Source organism: Telluribacter sp. (assembly GCF_035998675.1).
Lineage (GTDB): Bacteria > Bacteroidota > Bacteroidia > Cytophagales > Spirosomataceae > Telluribacter.
On sequence record NZ_DASYHI010000024.1, the window covers coordinates 249,100 to 267,883 of the forward strand.

Here is an 18,784-nt window from a genome sequence, read left to right on the forward strand (position 1 = left end):
TTATTTAACGCAAAACAACATAAATAAGCAATGTGTTTGTACAAAAAAATGATGAATCGCTCAAAAGGCTTGCTGAACGGGAAGCCCGGAGAGGAGAACCGCGCAAACAGCAGTGCAGGACAAAACGAAAAGGCCTCTCCGAGCAGGAGAAGCCTTCAGTAATTCGTTAACAAATTCGTCGTAGCGAACTACAATGTCTTAGAAAGTAAGCGTACCTTTTTCGTAGGCTTTCTTGATAACAGCCTCAACACCATTCTTATTAATGGTACGCAGAGCTGAAGTAGATACTTTAAGCGTTACCCATTCACCCGTAGAAGGAATGAAAAAGCGCTTCTTCTGTAGGTTAGGATAAAACTTACGCTTCGTCTTATTATTAGCGTGCGATACGTTGTTACCTACACGTGTTCTTTTTCCGGTAATTTGACAAACCTTAGCCATGATCTTTCAATTTTTGCAAATGAGGGTGCAAATATCAACAAAATTTGAGGAACCCACAAGCTCATTTCCAAAAAAACCTGATTATTATTTACTTTCTGGCTTGGGTACCTCCCTGGTTTGCTTGGGATTAAATCCATACGGACAGTGCAGGCAACCACTTTTACAGCAATAGCCTCTCCTGAGGTGGTACTTTTCCGTAAATACCACAAACCCCTTGTCGTTCAGGTAGTAGTCATCCTCGGTAAGCCCTGTGAGTTTAGGCTTTAACGCCTTTCGTAATCTGGTCTGGTTCTTAGACATTAGGTCAAAATGAGGGTTTTTTGTACTTTTACCCCTCCAACAGCTTGTCTATTAGCATTGTTTAGTTCACTCAGTTGATATAATTACTACTTACTACCTATGCTTCATTCCACCGAAACTACACCTGTCTCCGCTACCCAACGGGTTATTGATATCGAATCCAGATACGGCGCCCACAACTACAAGCCCATGCCCGTAGTACTGAGTAAGGGAGAAGGGGTGTACGTGTGGGATGTGGAAGGAAAACAATACCTGGACTTCCTGTCGGCTTACAGCGCCGTGAGTCAGGGGCACTGCCACCCGCGTATCGTGCAGGCTATGATAGCGCAGGCCCAGCGGCTGACCCTTACCTCCCGCGCTTTTTACAACGATCGACTGGGCGAATGTGAAAAGTACCTGTGCGAGTACTTTGGCTACGATAAGGTACTGCTGATGAACTCGGGCGTGGAAGGCGGCGAAACCGCCCTGAAACTAACCCGCAAGTGGGGCTACAAAGTGAAAGGCATCCCCCACAATCAGGCCAAAACAGTGTACGCCACCGGCAACTTCTGGGGCCGTACGCTGGCGGCTATTTCGTCCTCTACGGACCCTGCCAGCACCAACGACTACGGCCCCTTCCTGCCGGGCTACGAAATAGTACCTTACGATGATTTGAACGCGCTGGAAGACCTTTTCCGGAAAGATCCCCACATCGCCGGTTTTATGGTGGAGCCCATTCAGGGCGAGGCCGGCGTACGGGTACCTCAGGAAGGGTACCTGAAAGGCGTACGGGAGCTATGTACCAGGTACCGGGTTTTGTTTATTGCCGATGAGGTACAGACGGGTATCGGGCGTACCGGTAAGCGCCTGGCCTGCGACTGGGAAGGTGTGAAGCCGGATATACTGGTGCTGGGTAAAGCGCTGTCGGGAGGTACCATGCCTGTATCGGCGGCCCTGGCCGACGACGAAATCATGCTGACCATCCGGCCCGGCGAGCACGGCTCTACCTACGGCGGTAACCCGCTGGCCTGCGCCGTGACCGTGGAAGCCCTGCGGGTAGTAGAAGACGAGCACCTGGCCGATAACGCGCAACGGATGGGAGAACTCTTCCGCAACCGGATGGAGGCCCTGCGGCAGAAGTGTGAGCTGATCGAACAGGTGCGGGGCAAAGGACTGCTCAATGCCATTGTGATCAACGATACCGAAGAGAGCCCTACGGCCATGCAGCTTTGCCTCACCATGATGGAGCAGGGGCTGCTCTGTAAGCCTACCCACGGCAACAAAATTCGCTTTGCGCCGCCGCTGGTTATCAACGAAGCCCAGATGAATCAGGCCTGCACAATTATTGAAGAAGCTTTTCGGGCCTATAGCCAGCAGGCTGTAAGCAATAGGCTTTAAGCAATAAGCTTTATTACCGGATAGTTAAAACGAGAGCGGAGGGAGAAAGCTAACCTTCACCCTCCGCTCCTTTACTTTTATCCTTTCCTTCCTTTCTCCTTCTCTCCTTTACTACCTGACCCGTTCGTCGTCCTGATAGTGGCCGGCTACGCGGGTACCGTTGGTTTTGTACAGAACACCATAGCCTTCCCTGACGCCCTTTTGAAAGGTACCCGAGAATCGCTCCCCGTCTTTATAGAAGTAGCTTCCTTTACCGTGGGGGACATTGTCCGCAAAGTACCCCACGTATTTGTCTCCGTTGGAAAAATAGTAGGTACCTCGCCCGGAGCGAAAGTCACTGCTGAACTGGCCTTTGTACCTGACCATGCCGTCGGGGTAGTACTGTACGCCCACACCGTGCTTTTTACCGTTCAGGAATTCGCCTTCGTAACGCTCCTGGTTTTCCCGGACCAGAATACCCATGCCGTTGGTGCAGTCGCCCGAGGCGCAGCCTTTAACCCGCGCTACCGGTGCCCGGACTGTAATGTCGGTTTCTATTTCTCTTTCGCGTGTTGGAGCAGGAGAAGGTTTATAAACAGGAGCCGGACGCGTAGCCGGAGTAGAACTGGCTACCCCTGCATTGGACTTAATCCAGCGGGGGTACATTTTTTCGGCTTCCGCCCAGCCTTTATGGATGGCGTCTACCCGTATCTGGCGCCCGGGGTGCGAATCGGTGTTTTCGTGGCTGGCCAGCGTCCGGATAGCAATCAGGGATTCGTCCAGCGAAGCGCCCAGCTGGTGCAGTACAAAGCCGGAAAAACGGTCGGCCTCGAGTTCTTTGCTCGGGCGGCTGCCCATGCCGTCAATGGTATGTCCCTGCAGGTGGTGACCTATTTCGTGGGCTACGATACTGATGGCAGACCAGTCGGTATTGGTCAGGTTCTCGATTTGCTTCATGAACTTGCCGTCGTAAATAATAAAGCGCTTTCCGTCCACTACGGTAGCAAAGCAGTTATCGCTCTCGGGGCATTCGACCACCACAAAGTTGCGGGTCAGGCCCACGGGTTGCAGAATCCGTTCAACAACGCGCTCGGCATGGCGGTTAGAAGTAAACGCCAGGTAGTTGCAGATGTCCTGCGGGCTGCGAAGCCTTCCTCCGTCTACGTAGTTACACACAAAAGTTTCCTGAGGGGAGTTGTTTTGCTGCGCGGCTACCTGTAGCGACACAGAGCTACCGATCAGGCACAGACTTCCAAGCCAAACAAATCTTTTCATCACAAACACCATGCTTTTAGTGAACCGGAAAATGCTTATATTCGTAATTACAACGGTGGGAGCAGGGCTTGTCTTGTGTTGAGGAAAAGGAAAAATTCACTCATCCGTAAAATCGGAAATTTCGTATATTACCCGAGGCTTTGGCATATTGTATAATACAAGTACTGCCTTTGCCCTCAGAAGCTCCGGCGGCCATTCGGGGTCGGAACGAATTGTACTAAAAATGGGTTTACTTCGTTAGCTGAAAGCACCCGCATCTAATCGTACTCTACAACCGTAACTATAATGAAAGTAAAGAACTTAGTACTATTGCTGGCCGTGGTCAGCCTGCTGGCTTCCTGCCGGGAGAAGACCATTGAGCCGGTAGTCACTGCCGATCAGGAAGTGAACGAGTGGGTATATGATAATATGAAGACCTGGTACTATTGGAACGACAAGCTACCCGCTGCTCCCAACTATGGGCAGGGCACCAGTCAGTTCTTTGAGTCGCTGCTGTACCGCTTTGATGCTACCCTGCGCCCCGACGGCGATCGTTTTTCCTGGATTCAGGAAAGCGCCGATGAGCTGAAGGCCTCGCTGAGCGGTGAGTCAAAAACTACGGGTCTGGAGTTTCGCGTGGTTCGTTATAGTAGCGGAGGTAATGATTTGTTCGGGATAGTTACCTATGTGTTACCTAATTCCCCGGCTGCCGCTGCGGGTTTCAAGCGGGGTGATTATTTTACCAAAGTAAATGGTCAGGCCCTGACGGTTTCTAACTACTACAACCTGCTTTATACCGGCGACAGTAAAAAAACATTCACGGGAGGTACCCTCGATGGCTCAGGTCGGGTAGTGGATAGCAACGTAACGCGTGAGATGACTCCCACCGTATTACAAGCCAATCCGGTACACTTTGATACCCTTATTACCAAAGGAGCCAAACGCATTGGCTACGTAGTGTACCATCAGTTTATACCAGGTCCTAATGGCTCTTCAACCAAAACCTACGACCAGCAGCTGGACAATATTTTTGCCAAGTTTAAGGGGCAGGGTATCAACGAGTTGGTAATTGACTTCCGGTACAACCGCGGGGGCTACGTAAGTTCGGCGACTAATCTGGCGAGCCTCATTGGCCGCGGCGTTACTTCCAGCGATGTATTTTCTATTAAAGAGTATAACAAAGTGATTACCCCCGAGCTGGAAAAACAGTACGGGAAAGACTTCTTTTCGGACAAGTTCCTGACCAAGACCCAAAACGTTGGGGGTAACCTGAGCCGCGTGTTTGTGCTTACTTCGGGCAGTACTGCTTCGGCCAGCGAACTCCTCATCAACGGTCTTAAACCCTACATGGACGTAGTGGTAGTAGGCTTGCGTACTACGGGTAAAAACGTAGGTTCCATTACGCTCAGTGACGATAAAAAGAAAATCAAGTGGGGAATTCAGCCCATTGTATCCAAATCTTTCAACAGTCAGCGCAAGTCGGAGTACACCAACGGCTTTACGCCCAATTTTGAAAAGTCGGAGGGGGTGGTACTGTACCCCTACGGCGATGCCCGCGACCCGCTGCTGGGTGAGGCGCTCTTCCAGATTCTGGGTACCCGGGCAGCCCGTCAGGCAGTAGGCGAAGAAACACCTACCGTTAAAGCAGGAGCTGATGTATACTCGTCCATTGATGAGAAAGCAGGGGGCGGAAACATGTTTTACGAATTGCCCCGGCGGTAGTCTGCTGCTGCTTCACCAGTGTATTTATCTGGCATGCCATTCAGCTTTTGAATGGCATGCTTTTTTTATGCCCACCTATTAAGATATTAAAAATTAGTTCAAACACTAAAAACACATTAAATCATGGGTATTCTGACGTGGATAATAGTAGGCTTGGTGGCTGGTTTTATAGCAAAGGCCATACACCCCGGTAAAGATCCGGGAGGATTTATTGTTACCATTCTGATTGGTATCGGTGGTGCTATCATCGGAGGGTTTATTTCGTCTCTGTTTGGTTTTGGTACCGTAGACGGTTTCAACTTTGGTAGCCTTGTCGTGGCTATTCTGGGTGCGGTATTGCTGCTGTTCCTATATCGTCAGTTCAGTACCAGAAGAACCTAGATAATTAAAATCAAATCATTGACCTTTGAGCAAAAGAAAGGAATAGAAGTATATTTGGAATACACACAGGTAGGGTAGTTGCTCGGGCAACAGCCTCCTTTTTCCAAAATTCAACTATCTATGTCTTTTTGCTCAAAGGTTTTTTTTGTTATACTGGGTAGTTTGATCTCAGCTCTTGCCATGTCTCAACCTACCTTTACCCTTCAGGGGCACCGCGGCAGCCGGGGCCTGATGCCCGAAAACTCCCTACCGGCTTTTCTGAAAGCGATTGACCTGGGAGTTAGTACCCTTGAAATGGACGTAGTTATTTCCAAAGACCGGCAGGTAGTTGTTTCGCATGAACCCTACTTTCATCCCGATTACTGCCTCCGTCCGGATGGCTCTCCATTCCCCAAAAACGAAAAAACAATCCTGTACACCCTCCCTTACGAAGAGATTAAGCGCTATGACTGCGGCTCAAAAGGGAATGTGGCTTTTCCGGAGCAGCAAAAAATGAGGGTCTATAAACCGCTGCTCAGCGAAGTACTGGCCACGATCGAGGCTTACTGCCGCCAGAAAGGTGTACCGGCTGTTTGCTACAACATAGAAATCAAGAGCGATGCCGGGGAATATGACCATTCTCAACCCCAGCCCGCCGAATTCTCGGATTTGGTACATGAGGTAATTGCCAAGTACCTGCCCGCCGAACGGGTAACGCTCCAGAGTTTTGATTTTGCGGTACTTAAGCACTGGAAGCAGCAGATAACCGCCGGTACCTACGCCCCGGTGAGCCTGGCGGCCCTGGTGGCCAACCTGAAAGGAATTGATACTAACCTGGAAGCGCTGGGGTTTACTCCGGATATTTATAGCCCTTACTTCCGGCTCCTTACTACGAAAAAGGTAGCGCGTTTGCACACAAAAGGCATGAAGGTTATACCCTGGACCGTTAATGAGCTGAAGGATATGAAAGCCGTAGTAGGCATGGGTGTAGATGGCCTCATTACCGACTATCCCAATCGCTATGCTACCCTCCGCTAGAAATTAGTAGTTTTGTGCTAACAATTACCCTGAGCCCCATCAATCTTTAGCTATGAAACTGGTAAATGACGTAATGGTTTGGTTTTTAAAGCGCCGTATGGAACGCATTGAGCATTTCATGGCCAACCCAATCGAAACGCAGCAGACGATTTTTTCTGAATTACTCCACACCGCCCGCTATACCGAGTGGGGGCGGCAGTACCAGTACGCCCAGATAAAGACCATTCAGGAGTACCGTGAGCAGGTACCTGTTTCGACCTACGAAGACCTGTTTCCTTACATTGAGCGCGTGTTGAAAGGCGAGCCTAATGTACTGTGGCCCACGCAGGCCGACTGGTTTTCCAAGTCGTCGGGTACTACCAACGCCCGCAGCAAGTACTTACCCGTTACGCCCGAGGCGCTGGAAGACTGCCACTACATGGGAGGAAAGGACATGATGACGCTGTTGATTCATAACCGCCCCGACACCCGGGTGTATGAGGGGAAAGGGTTGTCGATAGGGGGTACTTTGCACCCCAATCCGTATAATCCGGATACGCAGGCCGGTGACGTTTCGGCGGTAATTATGCAAAACCTGCCCACCTGGGCGGAATTTATCCGGACTCCCCCGCTGGAAGTAGCCCTCATGGACAAGTGGGAGGAGAAACTGGAAAAAATGGCGGAGATTTGCTCCGAAGAAAACGTGACCAGTATTCTGGGGGTACCTACCTGGACCATAGTACTGCTGGACCGCATCATGGAACGCAAAGGAGCAAGTTCCATGCTTGATGTTTGGCCGGACTTTGAGGTATTTGTACACGGGGCCGTGGCTTTTCATCCCTACCGCGAGCTCTTTATGAAGAAATATTTCCCAGCCGAGCAGGTAACCTATCTCGAAACCTACAATGCCTCCGAAGGATTCATCGCTATTCAGGACGACCTGAACCGCATCGGGGAAATGCTGCTGATGCTGGACTACGGGATATACTATGAGTTTATGCCCATGGAGGAGCTGGGAAATAAATACCCCCGGACCCTCACCTTGGACGAGATAGAACTCGACAAAAACTACGCGCTGGTTATTTCGACCAACGCGGGCCTCTGGCGCTACATCATCGGCGATACCGTTAAGTTTACCTCTAAGTACCCCTTCCGGGTCAAGGTGAGCGGGCGCACCAAGCACTTTATCAATGCCTTTGGGGAAGAGGTAATCGTGGAAAACGCCGATGCGGCTATTACCGCGGCCTGCAACCGTACGGGAGCTGTGGTGAGCGACTATACCGCCGGGCCGGTGTACATGGGCGACGGCTCACGCGGCCGCCACGAGTGGGTCATTGAGTTTTCCAGAGAACCCGACAGCCGGGACCTTTTCTCCCAGACCCTCGACGACACCCTCCGCCAGGTCAACTCCGACTACGACGCCAAACGCTACCAGGATATGGCCCTGCTGCCACCGCTTATTCACTTTGTGGCTCCCGGTACTTTTTATACCTGGATGCGCCAGCGTAACAAGCTGGGTGGCCAGAACAAAGTACCCCGCCTCAGCAACGACCGTACCTACCTGGACAATATTCTGGAAATGGTAAGCTGAGCGAGCAGCCGTTGTTACCCCCTTACCAGCCCCTTCTCCCGCAGGAAGTGGTGGGTCAGTACTTTTTTGTCGGGATGAAGTACTACCTGCCTGATTACTTCGCAAATAACCAGCTCGTGGTCACCGCCGTCGGCGTAGCTGACTACCCGGCACTGTACATAGCCAACGGCGTCGGTGAGATAGGGGCAGCCGCGTTCATCCAGGGCAAAGGCTAATTTTTTAAATTTATCTACCTCCCGGCCGCTCTTCCGGCCCAGTTTAGTGATAAGAGAAGTTTGCTCCTGAGCCAGCAGATTCAGGTTCAGCAAACCGCTGCTACGTACCAACTCCAGCGTATAGTCTACCTTGTATAGTGCTACGCAAAGCATTTTTCCACCCATAGCTACCGGCATAGCCCAGATAACAATGTTGGCGTTGCGTCGTCCGTCGGGAGTAGCCGTCGTAACGGAATGGACGTCGTAATTTTTAAATTTTAGGAGTCGGGGAGGCATAGGGGAGGCTTTTAATCAGGATAAGTAAGCGTACTAAAAACCAAAACAACAGTTATTGGTTTAGGATAAAGTCTGTCTGCCGCTGCGAAGAACAGCTTGCGGTGCGGGTAGCTTAAAATAAAAAGTTTAATTTTGGCACATCAAATACTAACTACTACCGAGGAATGACTCATCAAGAATTTCTGCACGCCCTGGTTTGTCCCTTAACTACTACTCCCCTCGAAGTCTCGGCTGATGGCAAAAGGCTCAGCAGCCAGGACGGAACGGTTTATGAAGTAGGGGATACGGGTATTGTCAATATGCTTTATCCAAAAGAACTACTCGAAGAAGATGCCCGCGAGCAATACCTGTACGACCAGGCGTTTCAGCGCTATGACCGGGGAGTTTCGTGGGTATTCCAAACGCTGAACCATTCAGATGAGGCCGCTACGCGGGAGTTTATGATTAGCCTGATGGGCCTGAAGCCGGGAATGACCGTGCTGGAAGTAGGAGCCGGAACCGGTAAGGACTCCGCCCTCATTATTGACCAGATCAAGCCCGGAGGTACCGCCGTGCTGTCGGACCTGTCGCCTAATATGCTCAGGCTGGCCCAGGACAAGCTGCCCAACGACGACGTAAACGTACACTACTTCCTCGGCAACGGCTCGTACCTGCCCTTCGCCGACGATACCTTTGATGCCGTGTTTCACTTTGGTGGAATCAATACTTTTTCGGAGCGCAAAAGAGCATTTGACGAGCTGACCCGCGTGGTTCGTCCGGGCGGAAAAGTAGTAGTAGGCGACGAAAGCATAGCACCCTGGATGCGCAACCAGCCAACCTACCAGACGCTTCTGAAGGCCAATCCGCTCTTCCGCGCCGAAGTACCTCTGGAAGATATTCCGGCCAATATCGAGCAGTTTAAACTACACTGGATATTTGGGAATGCTTTTTATGTGATGGAGTACGTGGTAAGCGCCCAGGCACCGCAGATCGACATTGAGCTGCCCATTCCGGGAAAAGACTTCGTGGACAACTGGCGGCTACGGGCCGAGAAAGCCGAGGCGGAGCAGACCTCTTCGGCTCAATAACCAGGTACTACATTTCCTGACTCATTTCTAATTACTACCAGCTAACAATTTACGAATGCCCTGGATAAAAAAAGGAGTAGTATATAAACCCGATGGAAGCCTGGCGCACAGCCGCTCCCACGCGCAGGTACCCTTCGCCTATAAACATAAAGATTTTTTACGCGTATATTTTTCGTCGCGTGACGACCAGGGGCAATCCAGACCTACCTTTATTGACGTAGATTATGAGGACCCGACTAAGATCCTGTACATCCATGACCGGCCGGTACTGGAACTGGGCGGTCCCGGCGAGTACGACGAAACCGGTGCTATGCCCGCCTGGTTTGTGGATCGGCCCAACGGCGACATCTGGCTGTACTATACCGGCTGGAACCGCAGCTGGAACTCCTACCGCCTTTCGATGGGGCTGTCGGTGAGCCACGACGGAGGCCTGACGTTCAAAAAAATGTTTACCGGCCCCATTATGGACCGGAGCATCCAGAATCCGATTTGGGCGGCGCAGCCTTCGGTAATGCAGGAAGAGGACGGTACCTGGCGTATGTGGTATATTTCGGGGCATAAGTGTGAGTACATAAATGGGTACCCGGAGCCCTTCTACCGCGGACAGTCAGCTACCTCGCAGGACGGTATTCACTGGAACATCAGTGAAGTACCTACGCTGGATTTTGATGATTTTCTGCACGCAGTGGGCCGTCCGAGTGTGTTTAAAGAGGGGGGAATTTATAAAATGTACTACTCCTACCGCCACACCCGCGACTACCGCACCGACCGTAACCAGAGCTATCGCCTGGGCTACGCCGAGTCGGCAGACGGCAAACACTGGGAGCGCAAGGACCATCTGGTAGGAATAGGCAAGTCCGATAACCCGGAGGATTTTGATTACCAGATGATCAACTATGCCCACCACTACGAGCACGGAGGTAAAAAATACCTGCTCTACAATGGGAATGGCTTTGGCGCCTCCGGCTTCGCTTACGCCGTTTGGGAAGATTAACAGAAATAAAAATACCGTATACTAAATACTGATAACCCTAACGAAAGTCATTGGTTAGGAATACAAAGAGTAATAAATAGCGGTGTTTTTCAAACACACAATTACATATAAAGTATGGCAACGCTTCTGGAACAATTTAAAAAGGACGGGTATCTCCTCCTACGCAACGCTCTTGACAAAGAGGTAGTTAATTCTATTTATCGCGAAGCCCGCGCAATATTCGCCATGCAGATCAAGCGGGTAACCGGCCGTGAAGTGGACATCGAAGACCGGGATGCTTTCGAGAGTGCCATGTTTGAATTTTTTGAAAAAGACTTCGATGCTTTTGTCAATACCGGCAAAACCGTCCAGCATTCTGTTTCATTACACCGGCTGGGCGTAGATGAAAAAATAATCAGCCTGCTGAAAGAGGTAGGCGTTGCGCTGCCCGTCATTGGAGCACGTCCGGCGATGCAGTTCAACAGTCGTTTTTTGGCCAAGGACGGCAGCAAACACTGGAAGCTCGACGCCCATCAGGACTGGCGTACCGGTCAGGGTTCGCTCGATAGTACCGTGGTATGGTTTCCGATGGTGACCGCCGGTGAAGAGATAGGCGCGCTGCAGGTTATTCCGGGTAGCCACACCACGGGGCTGCTGGAAGCAAGTACCTCCGGGTACCAGGGAGGAATTACAACCACGCTTCGCGAAGAAGATTTTGTACAGACGGACTTTGAAGTGGGCGACCTGCTGATTTTCTCGGCTTTCCTGGTTCACCGCTCCGGCAACAACGTAACCCGTAATATCCGGTGGTCGGTGCAGCTGCGGTACAACAACCTGGCTGAGCCTACTTTCATTGAGCGGGGGTACCCGATGGCTTATATTTATAAGCCCGAAGCCGAACTGGTAACGCCCAACTTTCCGACGGCTAGCCAGTTAAAAGATTTATACGCTTAATAACCCATACCACCCGCCGCCAGTGTCAGGTACCAGGCAGCGGGTGGTACCACACCTTATACCAGTACATGACGAAAGTCAGCGTAACCATATTGACCTACAATCAGGCTGCTTTTATTGGAAGAACCATTGAGAGCGCGCTGAATCAAATAACAGATTTCGACTACGAAATTCTGGTAGGAGACGATTTTTCTACCGACGGAGCCCGTGATATTATCCTGGACTACCAGCGCCAGTACCCCGATAAGGTCAAAGCCGTGCTGCATCCCCGTAACCTGGGCCAGAACGGGCTTTTTAATACCATTGAAACGCTTAAACTAGCCAAAGGAAAGTACATAGCCGCCCTGGATGGCGACGACTACTGGACCAATCCGCATAAGCTACAGAAGCAGGTAGATTTTATGGAGGCCCATCCTGACTACTCCGCCTGCTTTCACAACGCCTTTATTACCTACGAAGACGGCTCCCCCACCGAAGAAGTGAACCGGGCCGACCAAAAAGCGGTAATTGGCGTAGCCGACCTGATTGGGGAAGATGAGATCTGGTTCATGGCCACCTCGGCCGTGATGTTCCGGAATGGCCTCATGTACTATCCCGACTGGTTTCTGAAGTCGACGAGTGGCGATATACCCCGCTATGTAATACTGGCAAAGCAGGGCCCCATTGGGTACCTGCCCGAAAATATGTCGGTCTATCGTAAAAACAAAGCCGGAGCCAGCTTCAAGGATCACTACCGCGACGCCCGTTTTCTGCAAAACCGCATTATGATGTACAGCGGTATCAACAAAGAAACCAACTACGAGTTTGACCGGACGCTCCGGCGCAACATAGCCCGCTACTACCGGATGCTGCTCGACGCGCGGCAGTACAGCAAAACCTATTTCCGCCGGGCCGGGCTGGCGCTGCGCTATATGTATTTGAAAAATCCGGCACCTACCGAACTGCGGGAGCTATGCCGGGACTACATCCTGCCCAAATGGATGGTAAGTACCTATAGTTTTTTTGCTTTGCTGCCACACCGTATGCGTGAGAGTACCCGTTAAGTACCCGTTGCTCTCTGCCCGAAAGAAAAAGTTGCACGATTTATTAACCACCGGTCCGGTCGCTTTCTTATGAAGGTATCTGTTTGTGTACCTACCTATAACCACGAGAAGTACATCGCCCGGATGCTGGACGGTGCCTTGATGCAACAGACTACTTTTTCGTATGAAATAGTCATCGGCGACGACGGCTCTACGGATAAAGCGCCCGGAATTATACAGGAGTATGCTCGCCGGTATCCTGAGCGAATCCGGGCTTACCTGCACCCCCACAACCTGGGGCCGCAGGAACCCCGCGAGTTTGGGGGGCGAAATAACGTACTGTTCCTTTTGAAAGCCTGCCGGGGTGAGTACGTGGCGCTGTGCGAAGGCGACGACTACTGGACCGACCCGCATAAGCTGCAGAAGCAGGTGGAGTTTATGGATACCCATCCCGACTACGCCCTTTGTCATCATAACGTGCGCGTTATCTACGAAGACGGCTCGCCGGAACACTTTTTCAATCCGCCTGACCAGAAGCTGACGTCTACGGTGGAAGACCTGCTGGAAGACCGCTGGTTTGTGGCGACGGCCAGCCTTCTGTACCGTAACTATTTCCGGACCGATCCCTTCGCCGACTGGCACCACCAGGCTGCCGCCGGCGACTGGGCGCTGGTGATACAACTGGCCGCCCGCGGTAACATCGGGTACCTGCCGGACGACATGGGGGTTTACCGAAAGCACCGGGGCGGGCTGAGTAACATACATGCCGCTACGAATCCTTATTTTCTCCAAAACAGGAAGCAGATGTTTCTGAACGTAAATCGATGGCTCGGTGGTCGTTATGAGAAAACCGTAACGGCTACTGTTGGCCGCTACGAGCAGCAACTACGGGAGTTGAAACAATAAGCAGCTTTGGCTGGTTTCTCTGAAAATAAGTTGCGTATATTGACAAATCCGCTTTAACCTATATCCATATTCCTGATTCCTGTACCGTCACCTTTTTGAAGACTATGAAACTCAGCGTTGTAATTCCGGCCTATAATGAAGAGGAGTCGATACCAGATACCCTTCGGACTCTGTATAGTACCTTAAGAAAGTACAACATACCGCACGAAATATGCGTCACCAACGATAACTCCAAGGATGGTACCCTGCGGGTACTCGACGAACTGACCATTGAGATTCCTACTTTGGTGTACTACACTAATCTGGGGCCCAATGGTTTTGGCTATGCGGTTCGCTACGGCCTGGAGCGTTTTACTGGCGACTGTGTGGCAGTATTCATGGCCGATATGTCCGATGACCCCGAGGATCTGGTGAAGTTTTACTTTAAAATGCTGGATGGCGACTACGACTGTGTTTTCGGAAGCCGGTGGGAGCCGGGCGGGAAAGTGATTGATTACCCCAAAACGAAAAAGCTGATTAACCGCGTAGCCAACTTTATCGTGCGAATGCTCATGGGTATCAGCTACAACGATACTACCAACGCCTTCAAACTCTACAAACGCGAAACCGTAGAGGGAATAAAGCCCTTTCTTTCTCCCCACTTCAACCTTACCATTGAGCTACCCCTTAAGGCAATGGTGCGGGGCTACAACTACGCCGTAGTACCCAACAGCTGGACCAACCGGAAGTACGGCGAGTCGAAGTTAAAAATCAAGGAAATGGGCAGCCGGTACTTCTTTATCCTGATGTACTGCCTGATTGAGAAGTACTTCTCGCGGGGTGATTTCATGAAAAAGTCCAAGGCACCCCAGCAGGTAGTAAGCCGGTAGGGTAGCCCTTACTTAAACCAGATTTGAAAAAATACGAGCCGGTAGGTCAGGTAGGAAAAGAATACTGCCCAGACCGAACCACTGAGAAGCATCCATAAAAAGATGCTGGGCCGGGGTACCCGAAAGGCTACGGCTATGATGGTACCGCCAATGGGCGTGAACAGCAGGGGTGTCATGATGGCAATGCCAATAATCCCGAACCGTTTCCAGATGCGTACCGCCCGACGGCTTGCGGCACTAAACCGGCGGCCTGGTTTTTTGCGCCAGCGTGCTATCAGCACCTGTACGGCTTTGCCCACATAGGTAACTACCACCACACTGAACATCATGCCGATGAGGGTACAGAGGGCGGTTTCGAGCCAGTGAAGGCCCAAAGCTACCCCCGTAAGCGGTCCGCCTACAAATTTGAGCGCACTGGCCAGCGCTACGGATAGGTATTTCAACAAGTCATTAGTGCTCATACCTTCTCCCGTACCAGCTCCGTAGCAATCCGGCGGGTTTCTTCGTTGGTCAGTACGTAGTCATCATAAGTTGGGCTGGCTACAAAGGAAACCTTATCGGCGCAGGCCTCAATAATCTCCGATATTTCCAGGAATCCGATTTCATCGTTCAGGAAGGCCGCTACCGCTACCTCGTTGGCGGCATTAATGATACAGGCGGTATTACCTCCGCGCTCCAGTGCTTCGTAGGCCAGTCCCAGATTACGGAACGTAGTCCGGTCGGGTTGTTCAAAAGTAAGGGAGGGGTACCTGGTAAAATCAAAACGCGGGAAATCGGCTTTCAGCCGGTTGGGGCAGCTGAGGGCGTACTGGATCGGAAGCCGCATGTCAGGAAGGCCCATCTGGGCTTTGATACTACCATCCTCAAACTGCACCATAGAGTGAATAATGCTCTGGGGATGTACCACTACCTCAATCTGCTCCGGCCGCAGGTCAAATAGCCACCTGGCTTCAATCACCTCCAGACCTTTATTCATCAGCGTAGCCGAGTCAATGGTAATCTTGGCTCCCATGCTCCAGTTGGGGTGCTTCAGAGCCTGCGCTTTGGTTACCGTAGCCAGAAATTCCCGCGTTTTGCCCCGGAAGGGTCCGCCCGAAGCCGTCAGGATTATTTTCTCAATGGGGTTTTGCTCCTCCCCCGTCAGGCACTGAAAAATAGCGGAGTGCTCGGAGTCAACGGGGTAAATAGCTACCCCGTGCTCGCGGGCCAGGGTGGTAATCATTTCGCCGGCTACAACCAGGGTTTCTTTGTTGGCCAGGGCAATGTGCTTCCCGGCCTTGATGGCCTGAATCGTTGGCAGCAGGCCCGAATACCCTACCAGCGCCGTAAGTACCGTATCAAGGTAGTCTGCTTCGACTACCGAGGCCAGCGCCGCCATTCCGGCCTGTACCTCAATCCCCAGCGGTACCAGCGCCGAAGCTACCCGCTGGTATAGGTCTTCGTTACAGATAACTACTGCTCGCGGACAGAACCGGATGGCCTGTTCAATCAGCAAATCAGCGTTATTCTGCGCCGTAAGTACCTCTACGGAGAAGGCGTCCGGATGGGCCTCTACTACTTCCAGGGCCTGGGTGCCTATAGAGCCGGTCGAGCCAAGCAGGGCTATTCTTTTTGGGGTCATTGTACTTTTATTCTTCTTCAAGCGGCTTTTGCGGCGGCTTTATTTTTTAGGTAGGGAACGCAGGCTATCGGCAATCTGGCGGTCATTGGAAAGGCGGGGTACTTTGTTCTGGCCGCCCAGCTTTCCCTGCGAACGCATATGGTCAATAAAGGCATTCTTTGGAAGCGGGGTAATGACCAGCCGCCGCAGTATACTTCCCGTAATCAGGTCGTCGTAGTACACGTTCAGCTCGGTGAGCCGACGGTCCAAATCCTGCGCAAAGGCTTCCGGATTCTGGGGGGGCGTAGCAAACTCAATGAGCCACTCGTGGTAGGGCAGCCCACCTTCGGGCGGTGTTACCATGGGCGCTACGGTAAACTCCACAACTCCGGTTTCGGGGTGCCGTTCCATGGCATACTGCAGGGCCTTCTCAACCTCTTCCCCAATGACATGTTCGCCAAAAGCGGAGATAAAATGCTTGATGCGGCCCGACACGATAACCCGGTACGGCTGGGTTGATACAAACTTAACGGTATCGCCAATGGAATAGCCCCATAGTCCGGCGTTGCTGTTAATGACCACGGCGTAGTTTTTCCCTGTTTCCACCTCCCCGATTGACAGGCGCTTCGGGTTCTGGTCAAAATAATTTTCGACAGGAATAAATTCAAAGAAAATACCCGTATCCAGCAGGAGCAGCAGTCCTTCTTCATCCTGGGAGTCCTGGTAAGCCAGAAAGCCCTCCGAAGCCGGATACAGCTCAATGGAGTCAATCTTTTTTCCGATAGAGTCAAAGAGCTTGGCGCGGTAAGGTTCAAAATTGACCCCTCCGTACACAAACAACGAAAAATCCGGAAAAACGTCTTTTATCTTTTTGCCGGTGCGCTCCATAATCCGGTCGAAGTACATCTGCACCCAGGGCGGAATACCCGAAATGAGCGACATGGGCTGGTCAATGGTTTCGTCAATGATGCGGTCCAGCTTGGTTTCCCAGTCTTCAATGCAGTTGGTTTCGTAGCTGGGCATCTGGTTGGTGCGCAGGTACCCCGGTACGTGGTGGTTGGAAATACCCGATAACCTTCCGGTATGAATTCCCGCCTTTTTGTCCAGCACCGGACTCCCCGACAGAAAGATCAGTTTCTTGTCCAGAAACTCCGACTTGCCCGTTTCATGAATATAGGTAAGCAGCGCGTTACGGGCCGAATCGATATGATTGGAGATAGAATCGTGCGTAATGGGAATGTACTTGGTACCTGAGGTAGTACCGGAAGTTTTGGCGAAGTAGAGGGGCTTACCCGGCCACAGGACATCCGACTCCTCCGCCAGTATATATTCCACGTAAGGTTTCAGGTCTTCGTAGTCCCGGACGGGTACGGCCTGTTTAAAATCTTCGTAGGTATGTATATCTTTGAAGTAATGATCTTTTCCAAAGCGCGTACCGGCGGCCTTTTTCACCAGTGTCCGGCGCCATATCTTCTGTACTTCCTCGCTGCGGACAATCCATTCCTGTTGCTGCTGTACGATATATTGAGCCAATGGCCGGCTCAGGAGCGATCTTATTCCCATAGTTAGGCAAAGGTAAATAGTATTTAGAAAATATCCGGTATGGAATATCCGGTAGAGAATATCGGTTATTCCTCTATTTACTCTTTTGGATTAGTACCTGATTTACATCTGTTTAGGGAAATTATTGAAATACCTTTGTTTGTGGGTAATAATCTTTAATTTTGCAATCCTGAAATCCAAGCAAGTGTATTTTTTATCAGCGTAAACATGGGATTGTTTGATTTTTTGACGAGCGACATCGCTATTGATCTGGGTACTGCCAATACCCTTATCATTCACAAAGACACCGTGGTGGTAGATGAACCCTCCATCATCGCTATTGACAAGACAAGTGGGAAGGTACTGGCGATTGGCCACACGGCGATGCAGATGCATGAGAAGACCAATGAAAATATAAAGACCATTCGTCCCCTTAAAGACGGTGTAATTGCCGACTTTACCGCCGCCGAAATGATGATCCGGGGTATGATCAAGATGATCGACTCGGGAAGTCGTTTTTTTTCGGCCTCCCACCGGATGGTAATTTGTATTCCTTCGGGTATTACGGAGGTGGAAAAGCGGGCCGTCAAGGACTCGGCCGAGCACGCTGGTGCCAAAGAAGTGTACATGGTACATGAGCCCATAGCCGCGGCTATCGGTATTGGTATTGACATTACGCAGCCCAACGGGGTAATGATCGTGGACATCGGAGGAGGTACCACCGAGATCGCCGTAATCGCGCTCTCGGGTATCGTGTGTGAGCAGTCGGTTCGTATTGCCGGTGACGTCTTTACCCGCGACATTGTTGACTACATGCGTCGCGAGCACAACCTGCTAATCGGAGAGCGGTCGGCTGAAATGATCAAAATCGCCATTGGGTCCTCACTGCCCGAACTGGATTCACCACCGGATGACTACGAAATCCGGGGTCGTGACCTGATGACCGGTATTCCCAAAGAAATTAAGGTAACCTACAGTGAAATTGCTTACGCGCTCGATAAATCTATTTCCAAGATCGAAGAGGCCGTCATGAAAGCACTGGAAATATCTCCCCCGGAGCTCTCCGCCGATATTTATAAAAACGGTATCCATCTGACGGGCGGTGGCGCCATGATACATGGTCTGGACAAGCGCCTGGCGGCCAAAACCAAGCTCCCGATCCACGTGGCCGACGAGCCGCTGAAAGCGGTAGTGCGCGGTACCGGCGAGGTCTTGAAAAATCTTGAATTATACAAGCCAGTCTTGATTACTTAGTGATGGATTGTTCACAGCTTACCAGGCAGGACCAGTATACTCCTGCCTGGTAAGCTGCTTTCTGTGAG

Annotated in this window: 19 protein-coding genes; 12 read left to right on the plus strand and 7 right to left on the minus strand. The window is 51.3% G+C overall.

The features are described from left to right. Positions 1 to 198: 198 nt before the first annotated feature. On the minus strand, positions 199 to 438 hold the full coding sequence (rpmB, locus tag VGN67_RS22695) for a 50S ribosomal protein L28 (RefSeq protein WP_207503995.1): 240 nt from the start codon (positions 436 to 438) through the stop codon (positions 199 to 201). 84 nt (positions 439 to 522) lie between these two features. After that, positions 523 to 738 carry a DUF5522 domain-containing protein gene (locus VGN67_RS22700; RefSeq protein WP_327489495.1) on the minus strand — a complete coding sequence of 72 codons (216 nt, stop codon included), beginning with the start codon at positions 736 to 738 and terminating at the stop codon, positions 523 to 525. A 99-nt stretch (positions 739 to 837) separates the two neighbouring features. Between VGN67_RS22700 and rocD the strand changes: the two genes are divergently transcribed. After that, positions 838 to 2,115 (plus strand): ornithine--oxo-acid transaminase, encoded by a 1,278-nt coding sequence (gene rocD, locus VGN67_RS22705; protein ID WP_327489497.1) that lies wholly within the window; start codon positions 838 to 840, stop codon positions 2,113 to 2,115. A gap of 111 nt (positions 2,116 to 2,226) precedes the next feature. Here rocD and VGN67_RS22710 read toward each other — a convergent pair whose 3' ends face one another. After that, positions 2,227 to 3,369, minus strand: coding sequence for a hypothetical protein (locus VGN67_RS22710; protein WP_327489499.1), 1,143 nt, complete (start codon positions 3,367 to 3,369; stop codon positions 2,227 to 2,229). A gap of 285 nt (positions 3,370 to 3,654) precedes the next feature. Here VGN67_RS22710 and VGN67_RS22715 point away from each other — a divergent pair, with 285 nt between their 5' ends. The 4 genes from VGN67_RS22715 to VGN67_RS22730 all read left to right on the plus strand — a co-directional run bounded on the left by VGN67_RS22715 (position 3,655) and on the right by VGN67_RS22730 (position 8,038). Further along, positions 3,655 to 5,070 carry a S41 family peptidase gene (locus VGN67_RS22715; protein WP_327489501.1) on the plus strand — a complete coding sequence of 472 codons (1,416 nt, stop codon included), beginning with the start codon at positions 3,655 to 3,657 and terminating at the stop codon, positions 5,068 to 5,070. 123 nt (positions 5,071 to 5,193) lie between these two features. Further along, positions 5,194 to 5,451, plus strand: a complete 258-nt coding sequence (locus VGN67_RS22720) for a GlsB/YeaQ/YmgE family stress response membrane protein (protein ID WP_327489503.1) — start codon at positions 5,194 to 5,196, stop codon at positions 5,449 to 5,451. A 180-nt stretch (positions 5,452 to 5,631) separates the two neighbouring features. After that, positions 5,632 to 6,468 (plus strand): glycerophosphodiester phosphodiesterase family protein, encoded by an 837-nt coding sequence (locus VGN67_RS22725; protein WP_327489505.1) that lies wholly within the window; start codon positions 5,632 to 5,634, stop codon positions 6,466 to 6,468. Positions 6,469 to 6,520: 52 nt separating this feature from the next. After that, the gene (locus tag VGN67_RS22730) at positions 6,521 to 8,038 is read left to right on the plus strand and encodes a GH3 auxin-responsive promoter family protein (RefSeq protein ID WP_327489507.1); all 1,518 of its coding nucleotides are present in this window, start codon (positions 6,521 to 6,523) and stop codon (positions 8,036 to 8,038) included. A gap of 14 nt (positions 8,039 to 8,052) precedes the next feature. Here the strand turns inward: VGN67_RS22730 and VGN67_RS22735 are convergent, their stop codons facing one another. Continuing rightward, positions 8,053 to 8,529 carry a flavin reductase family protein gene (locus tag VGN67_RS22735; protein ID WP_327489509.1) on the minus strand — a complete coding sequence of 159 codons (477 nt, stop codon included), beginning with the start codon at positions 8,527 to 8,529 and terminating at the stop codon, positions 8,053 to 8,055. 164 nt (positions 8,530 to 8,693) lie between these two features. On the opposite strand from VGN67_RS22735, the gene VGN67_RS22740 reads away from it, so the two are divergent. The 6 genes from VGN67_RS22740 (at position 8,694) to VGN67_RS22765 (ending at position 14,320) form a co-directional block, all read left to right on the plus strand. Next, positions 8,694 to 9,596 carry a class I SAM-dependent methyltransferase gene (locus VGN67_RS22740; protein WP_327489511.1) on the plus strand — a complete coding sequence of 301 codons (903 nt, stop codon included), beginning with the start codon at positions 8,694 to 8,696 and terminating at the stop codon, positions 9,594 to 9,596. Between the two features lie 55 nt (positions 9,597 to 9,651). Further along, the gene (locus tag VGN67_RS22745; RefSeq protein WP_327489513.1) at positions 9,652 to 10,590 is read left to right on the plus strand and encodes a hypothetical protein; all 939 of its coding nucleotides are present in this window, start codon (positions 9,652 to 9,654) and stop codon (positions 10,588 to 10,590) included. Between the two features lie 114 nt (positions 10,591 to 10,704). Continuing rightward, a complete protein-coding gene (locus tag VGN67_RS22750) occupies positions 10,705 to 11,523 on the plus strand; it encodes a phytanoyl-CoA dioxygenase family protein (protein ID WP_327489515.1) in 819 nt (272 codons plus the stop codon). A 68-nt stretch (positions 11,524 to 11,591) separates the two neighbouring features. Then, on the plus strand, positions 11,592 to 12,566 hold the full coding sequence (locus VGN67_RS22755) for a glycosyltransferase family 2 protein (RefSeq protein ID WP_327489517.1): 975 nt from the start codon (positions 11,592 to 11,594) through the stop codon (positions 12,564 to 12,566). 69 nt (positions 12,567 to 12,635) lie between these two features. After that, positions 12,636 to 13,451, plus strand: a complete 816-nt coding sequence (locus VGN67_RS22760) for a glycosyltransferase family 2 protein (RefSeq protein ID WP_327489519.1) — start codon at positions 12,636 to 12,638, stop codon at positions 13,449 to 13,451. Positions 13,452 to 13,555: 104 nt separating this feature from the next. Continuing rightward, positions 13,556 to 14,320: a glycosyltransferase family 2 protein gene (locus VGN67_RS22765; RefSeq protein ID WP_327489521.1), complete on the plus strand. Its 765-nt coding sequence runs from the start codon at positions 13,556 to 13,558 to the stop codon at positions 14,318 to 14,320. Positions 14,321 to 14,328: 8 nt separating this feature from the next. Here VGN67_RS22765 and VGN67_RS22770 read toward each other — a convergent pair whose 3' ends face one another. The 3 genes from VGN67_RS22770 to VGN67_RS22780 are packed head-to-tail and all read right to left on the minus strand — an operon-like array spanning position 14,329 to position 17,483. Next, on the minus strand, positions 14,329 to 14,781 hold the full coding sequence (locus VGN67_RS22770; RefSeq protein ID WP_327489523.1) for a hypothetical protein: 453 nt from the start codon (positions 14,779 to 14,781) through the stop codon (positions 14,329 to 14,331). Continuing rightward, positions 14,778 to 15,941 (minus strand): 1-deoxy-D-xylulose-5-phosphate reductoisomerase, encoded by a 1,164-nt coding sequence (locus VGN67_RS22775; protein ID WP_327489525.1) that lies wholly within the window; start codon positions 15,939 to 15,941, stop codon positions 14,778 to 14,780. Before VGN67_RS22775 ends, VGN67_RS22770 begins: the two co-directional genes overlap by 4 nt. Positions 15,942 to 15,980: 39 nt before the next feature. Next, a complete protein-coding gene (locus tag VGN67_RS22780) occupies positions 15,981 to 17,483 on the minus strand; it encodes a GH3 auxin-responsive promoter family protein (protein WP_327489527.1) in 1,503 nt (500 codons plus the stop codon). Between the two features lie 207 nt (positions 17,484 to 17,690). Here VGN67_RS22780 and VGN67_RS22785 point away from each other — a divergent pair, with 207 nt between their 5' ends. Next, complete coding sequence (locus VGN67_RS22785; protein WP_327489529.1) at positions 17,691 to 18,716, plus strand: rod shape-determining protein; 1,026 nt, start codon at positions 17,691 to 17,693, stop codon at positions 18,714 to 18,716. Positions 18,717 to 18,784: the final 68 nt, after the last annotated feature.

Excerpts from the sequence above, each read along its gene's own strand:
- VGN67_RS22735 (WP_327489509.1), bottom strand. The coding sequence starts at position 8,529 with ATGCCTCCCCGACTCCTAAAATTTAAAAATTACGACGTCCATTCCGTT.
- rocD (WP_327489497.1), top strand. The coding sequence starts at position 838 with ATGCTTCATTCCACCGAAACTACACCTGTCTCCGCTACCCAACGGGTT.
- VGN67_RS22765 (WP_327489521.1), top strand. The coding sequence starts at position 13,556 with ATGAAACTCAGCGTTGTAATTCCGGCCTATAATGAAGAGGAGTCGATA.
- VGN67_RS22700 (WP_327489495.1), bottom strand. The coding sequence starts at position 738 with ATGTCTAAGAACCAGACCAGATTACGAAAGGCGTTAAAGCCTAAACTC.
- VGN67_RS22720 (WP_327489503.1), top strand. The coding sequence starts at position 5,194 with ATGGGTATTCTGACGTGGATAATAGTAGGCTTGGTGGCTGGTTTTATA.
- VGN67_RS22730 (WP_327489507.1), top strand. The coding sequence starts at position 6,521 with ATGAAACTGGTAAATGACGTAATGGTTTGGTTTTTAAAGCGCCGTATG.
- VGN67_RS22780 (WP_327489527.1), bottom strand. The coding sequence starts at position 17,483 with ATGGGAATAAGATCGCTCCTGAGCCGGCCATTGGCTCAATATATCGTA.
- VGN67_RS22755 (WP_327489517.1), top strand. The coding sequence starts at position 11,592 with ATGACGAAAGTCAGCGTAACCATATTGACCTACAATCAGGCTGCTTTT.
- VGN67_RS22775 (WP_327489525.1), bottom strand. The coding sequence starts at position 15,941 with ATGACCCCAAAAAGAATAGCCCTGCTTGGCTCGACCGGCTCTATAGGC.
- VGN67_RS22760 (WP_327489519.1), top strand. The coding sequence starts at position 12,636 with ATGAAGGTATCTGTTTGTGTACCTACCTATAACCACGAGAAGTACATC.
- VGN67_RS22710 (WP_327489499.1), bottom strand. The coding sequence starts at position 3,369 with ATGAAAAGATTTGTTTGGCTTGGAAGTCTGTGCCTGATCGGTAGCTCT.
- VGN67_RS22745 (WP_327489513.1), top strand. The coding sequence starts at position 9,652 with ATGCCCTGGATAAAAAAAGGAGTAGTATATAAACCCGATGGAAGCCTG.
- VGN67_RS22725 (WP_327489505.1), top strand. The coding sequence starts at position 5,632 with ATGTCTCAACCTACCTTTACCCTTCAGGGGCACCGCGGCAGCCGGGGC.
- VGN67_RS22785 (WP_327489529.1), top strand. The coding sequence starts at position 17,691 with ATGGGATTGTTTGATTTTTTGACGAGCGACATCGCTATTGATCTGGGT.
- VGN67_RS22715 (WP_327489501.1), top strand. The coding sequence starts at position 3,655 with ATGAAAGTAAAGAACTTAGTACTATTGCTGGCCGTGGTCAGCCTGCTG.
- VGN67_RS22740 (WP_327489511.1), top strand. The coding sequence starts at position 8,694 with ATGACTCATCAAGAATTTCTGCACGCCCTGGTTTGTCCCTTAACTACT.
- rpmB (WP_207503995.1), bottom strand. The coding sequence starts at position 438 with ATGGCTAAGGTTTGTCAAATTACCGGAAAAAGAACACGTGTAGGTAAC.
- VGN67_RS22750 (WP_327489515.1), top strand. The coding sequence starts at position 10,705 with ATGGCAACGCTTCTGGAACAATTTAAAAAGGACGGGTATCTCCTCCTA.
- VGN67_RS22770 (WP_327489523.1), bottom strand. The coding sequence starts at position 14,781 with ATGAGCACTAATGACTTGTTGAAATACCTATCCGTAGCGCTGGCCAGT.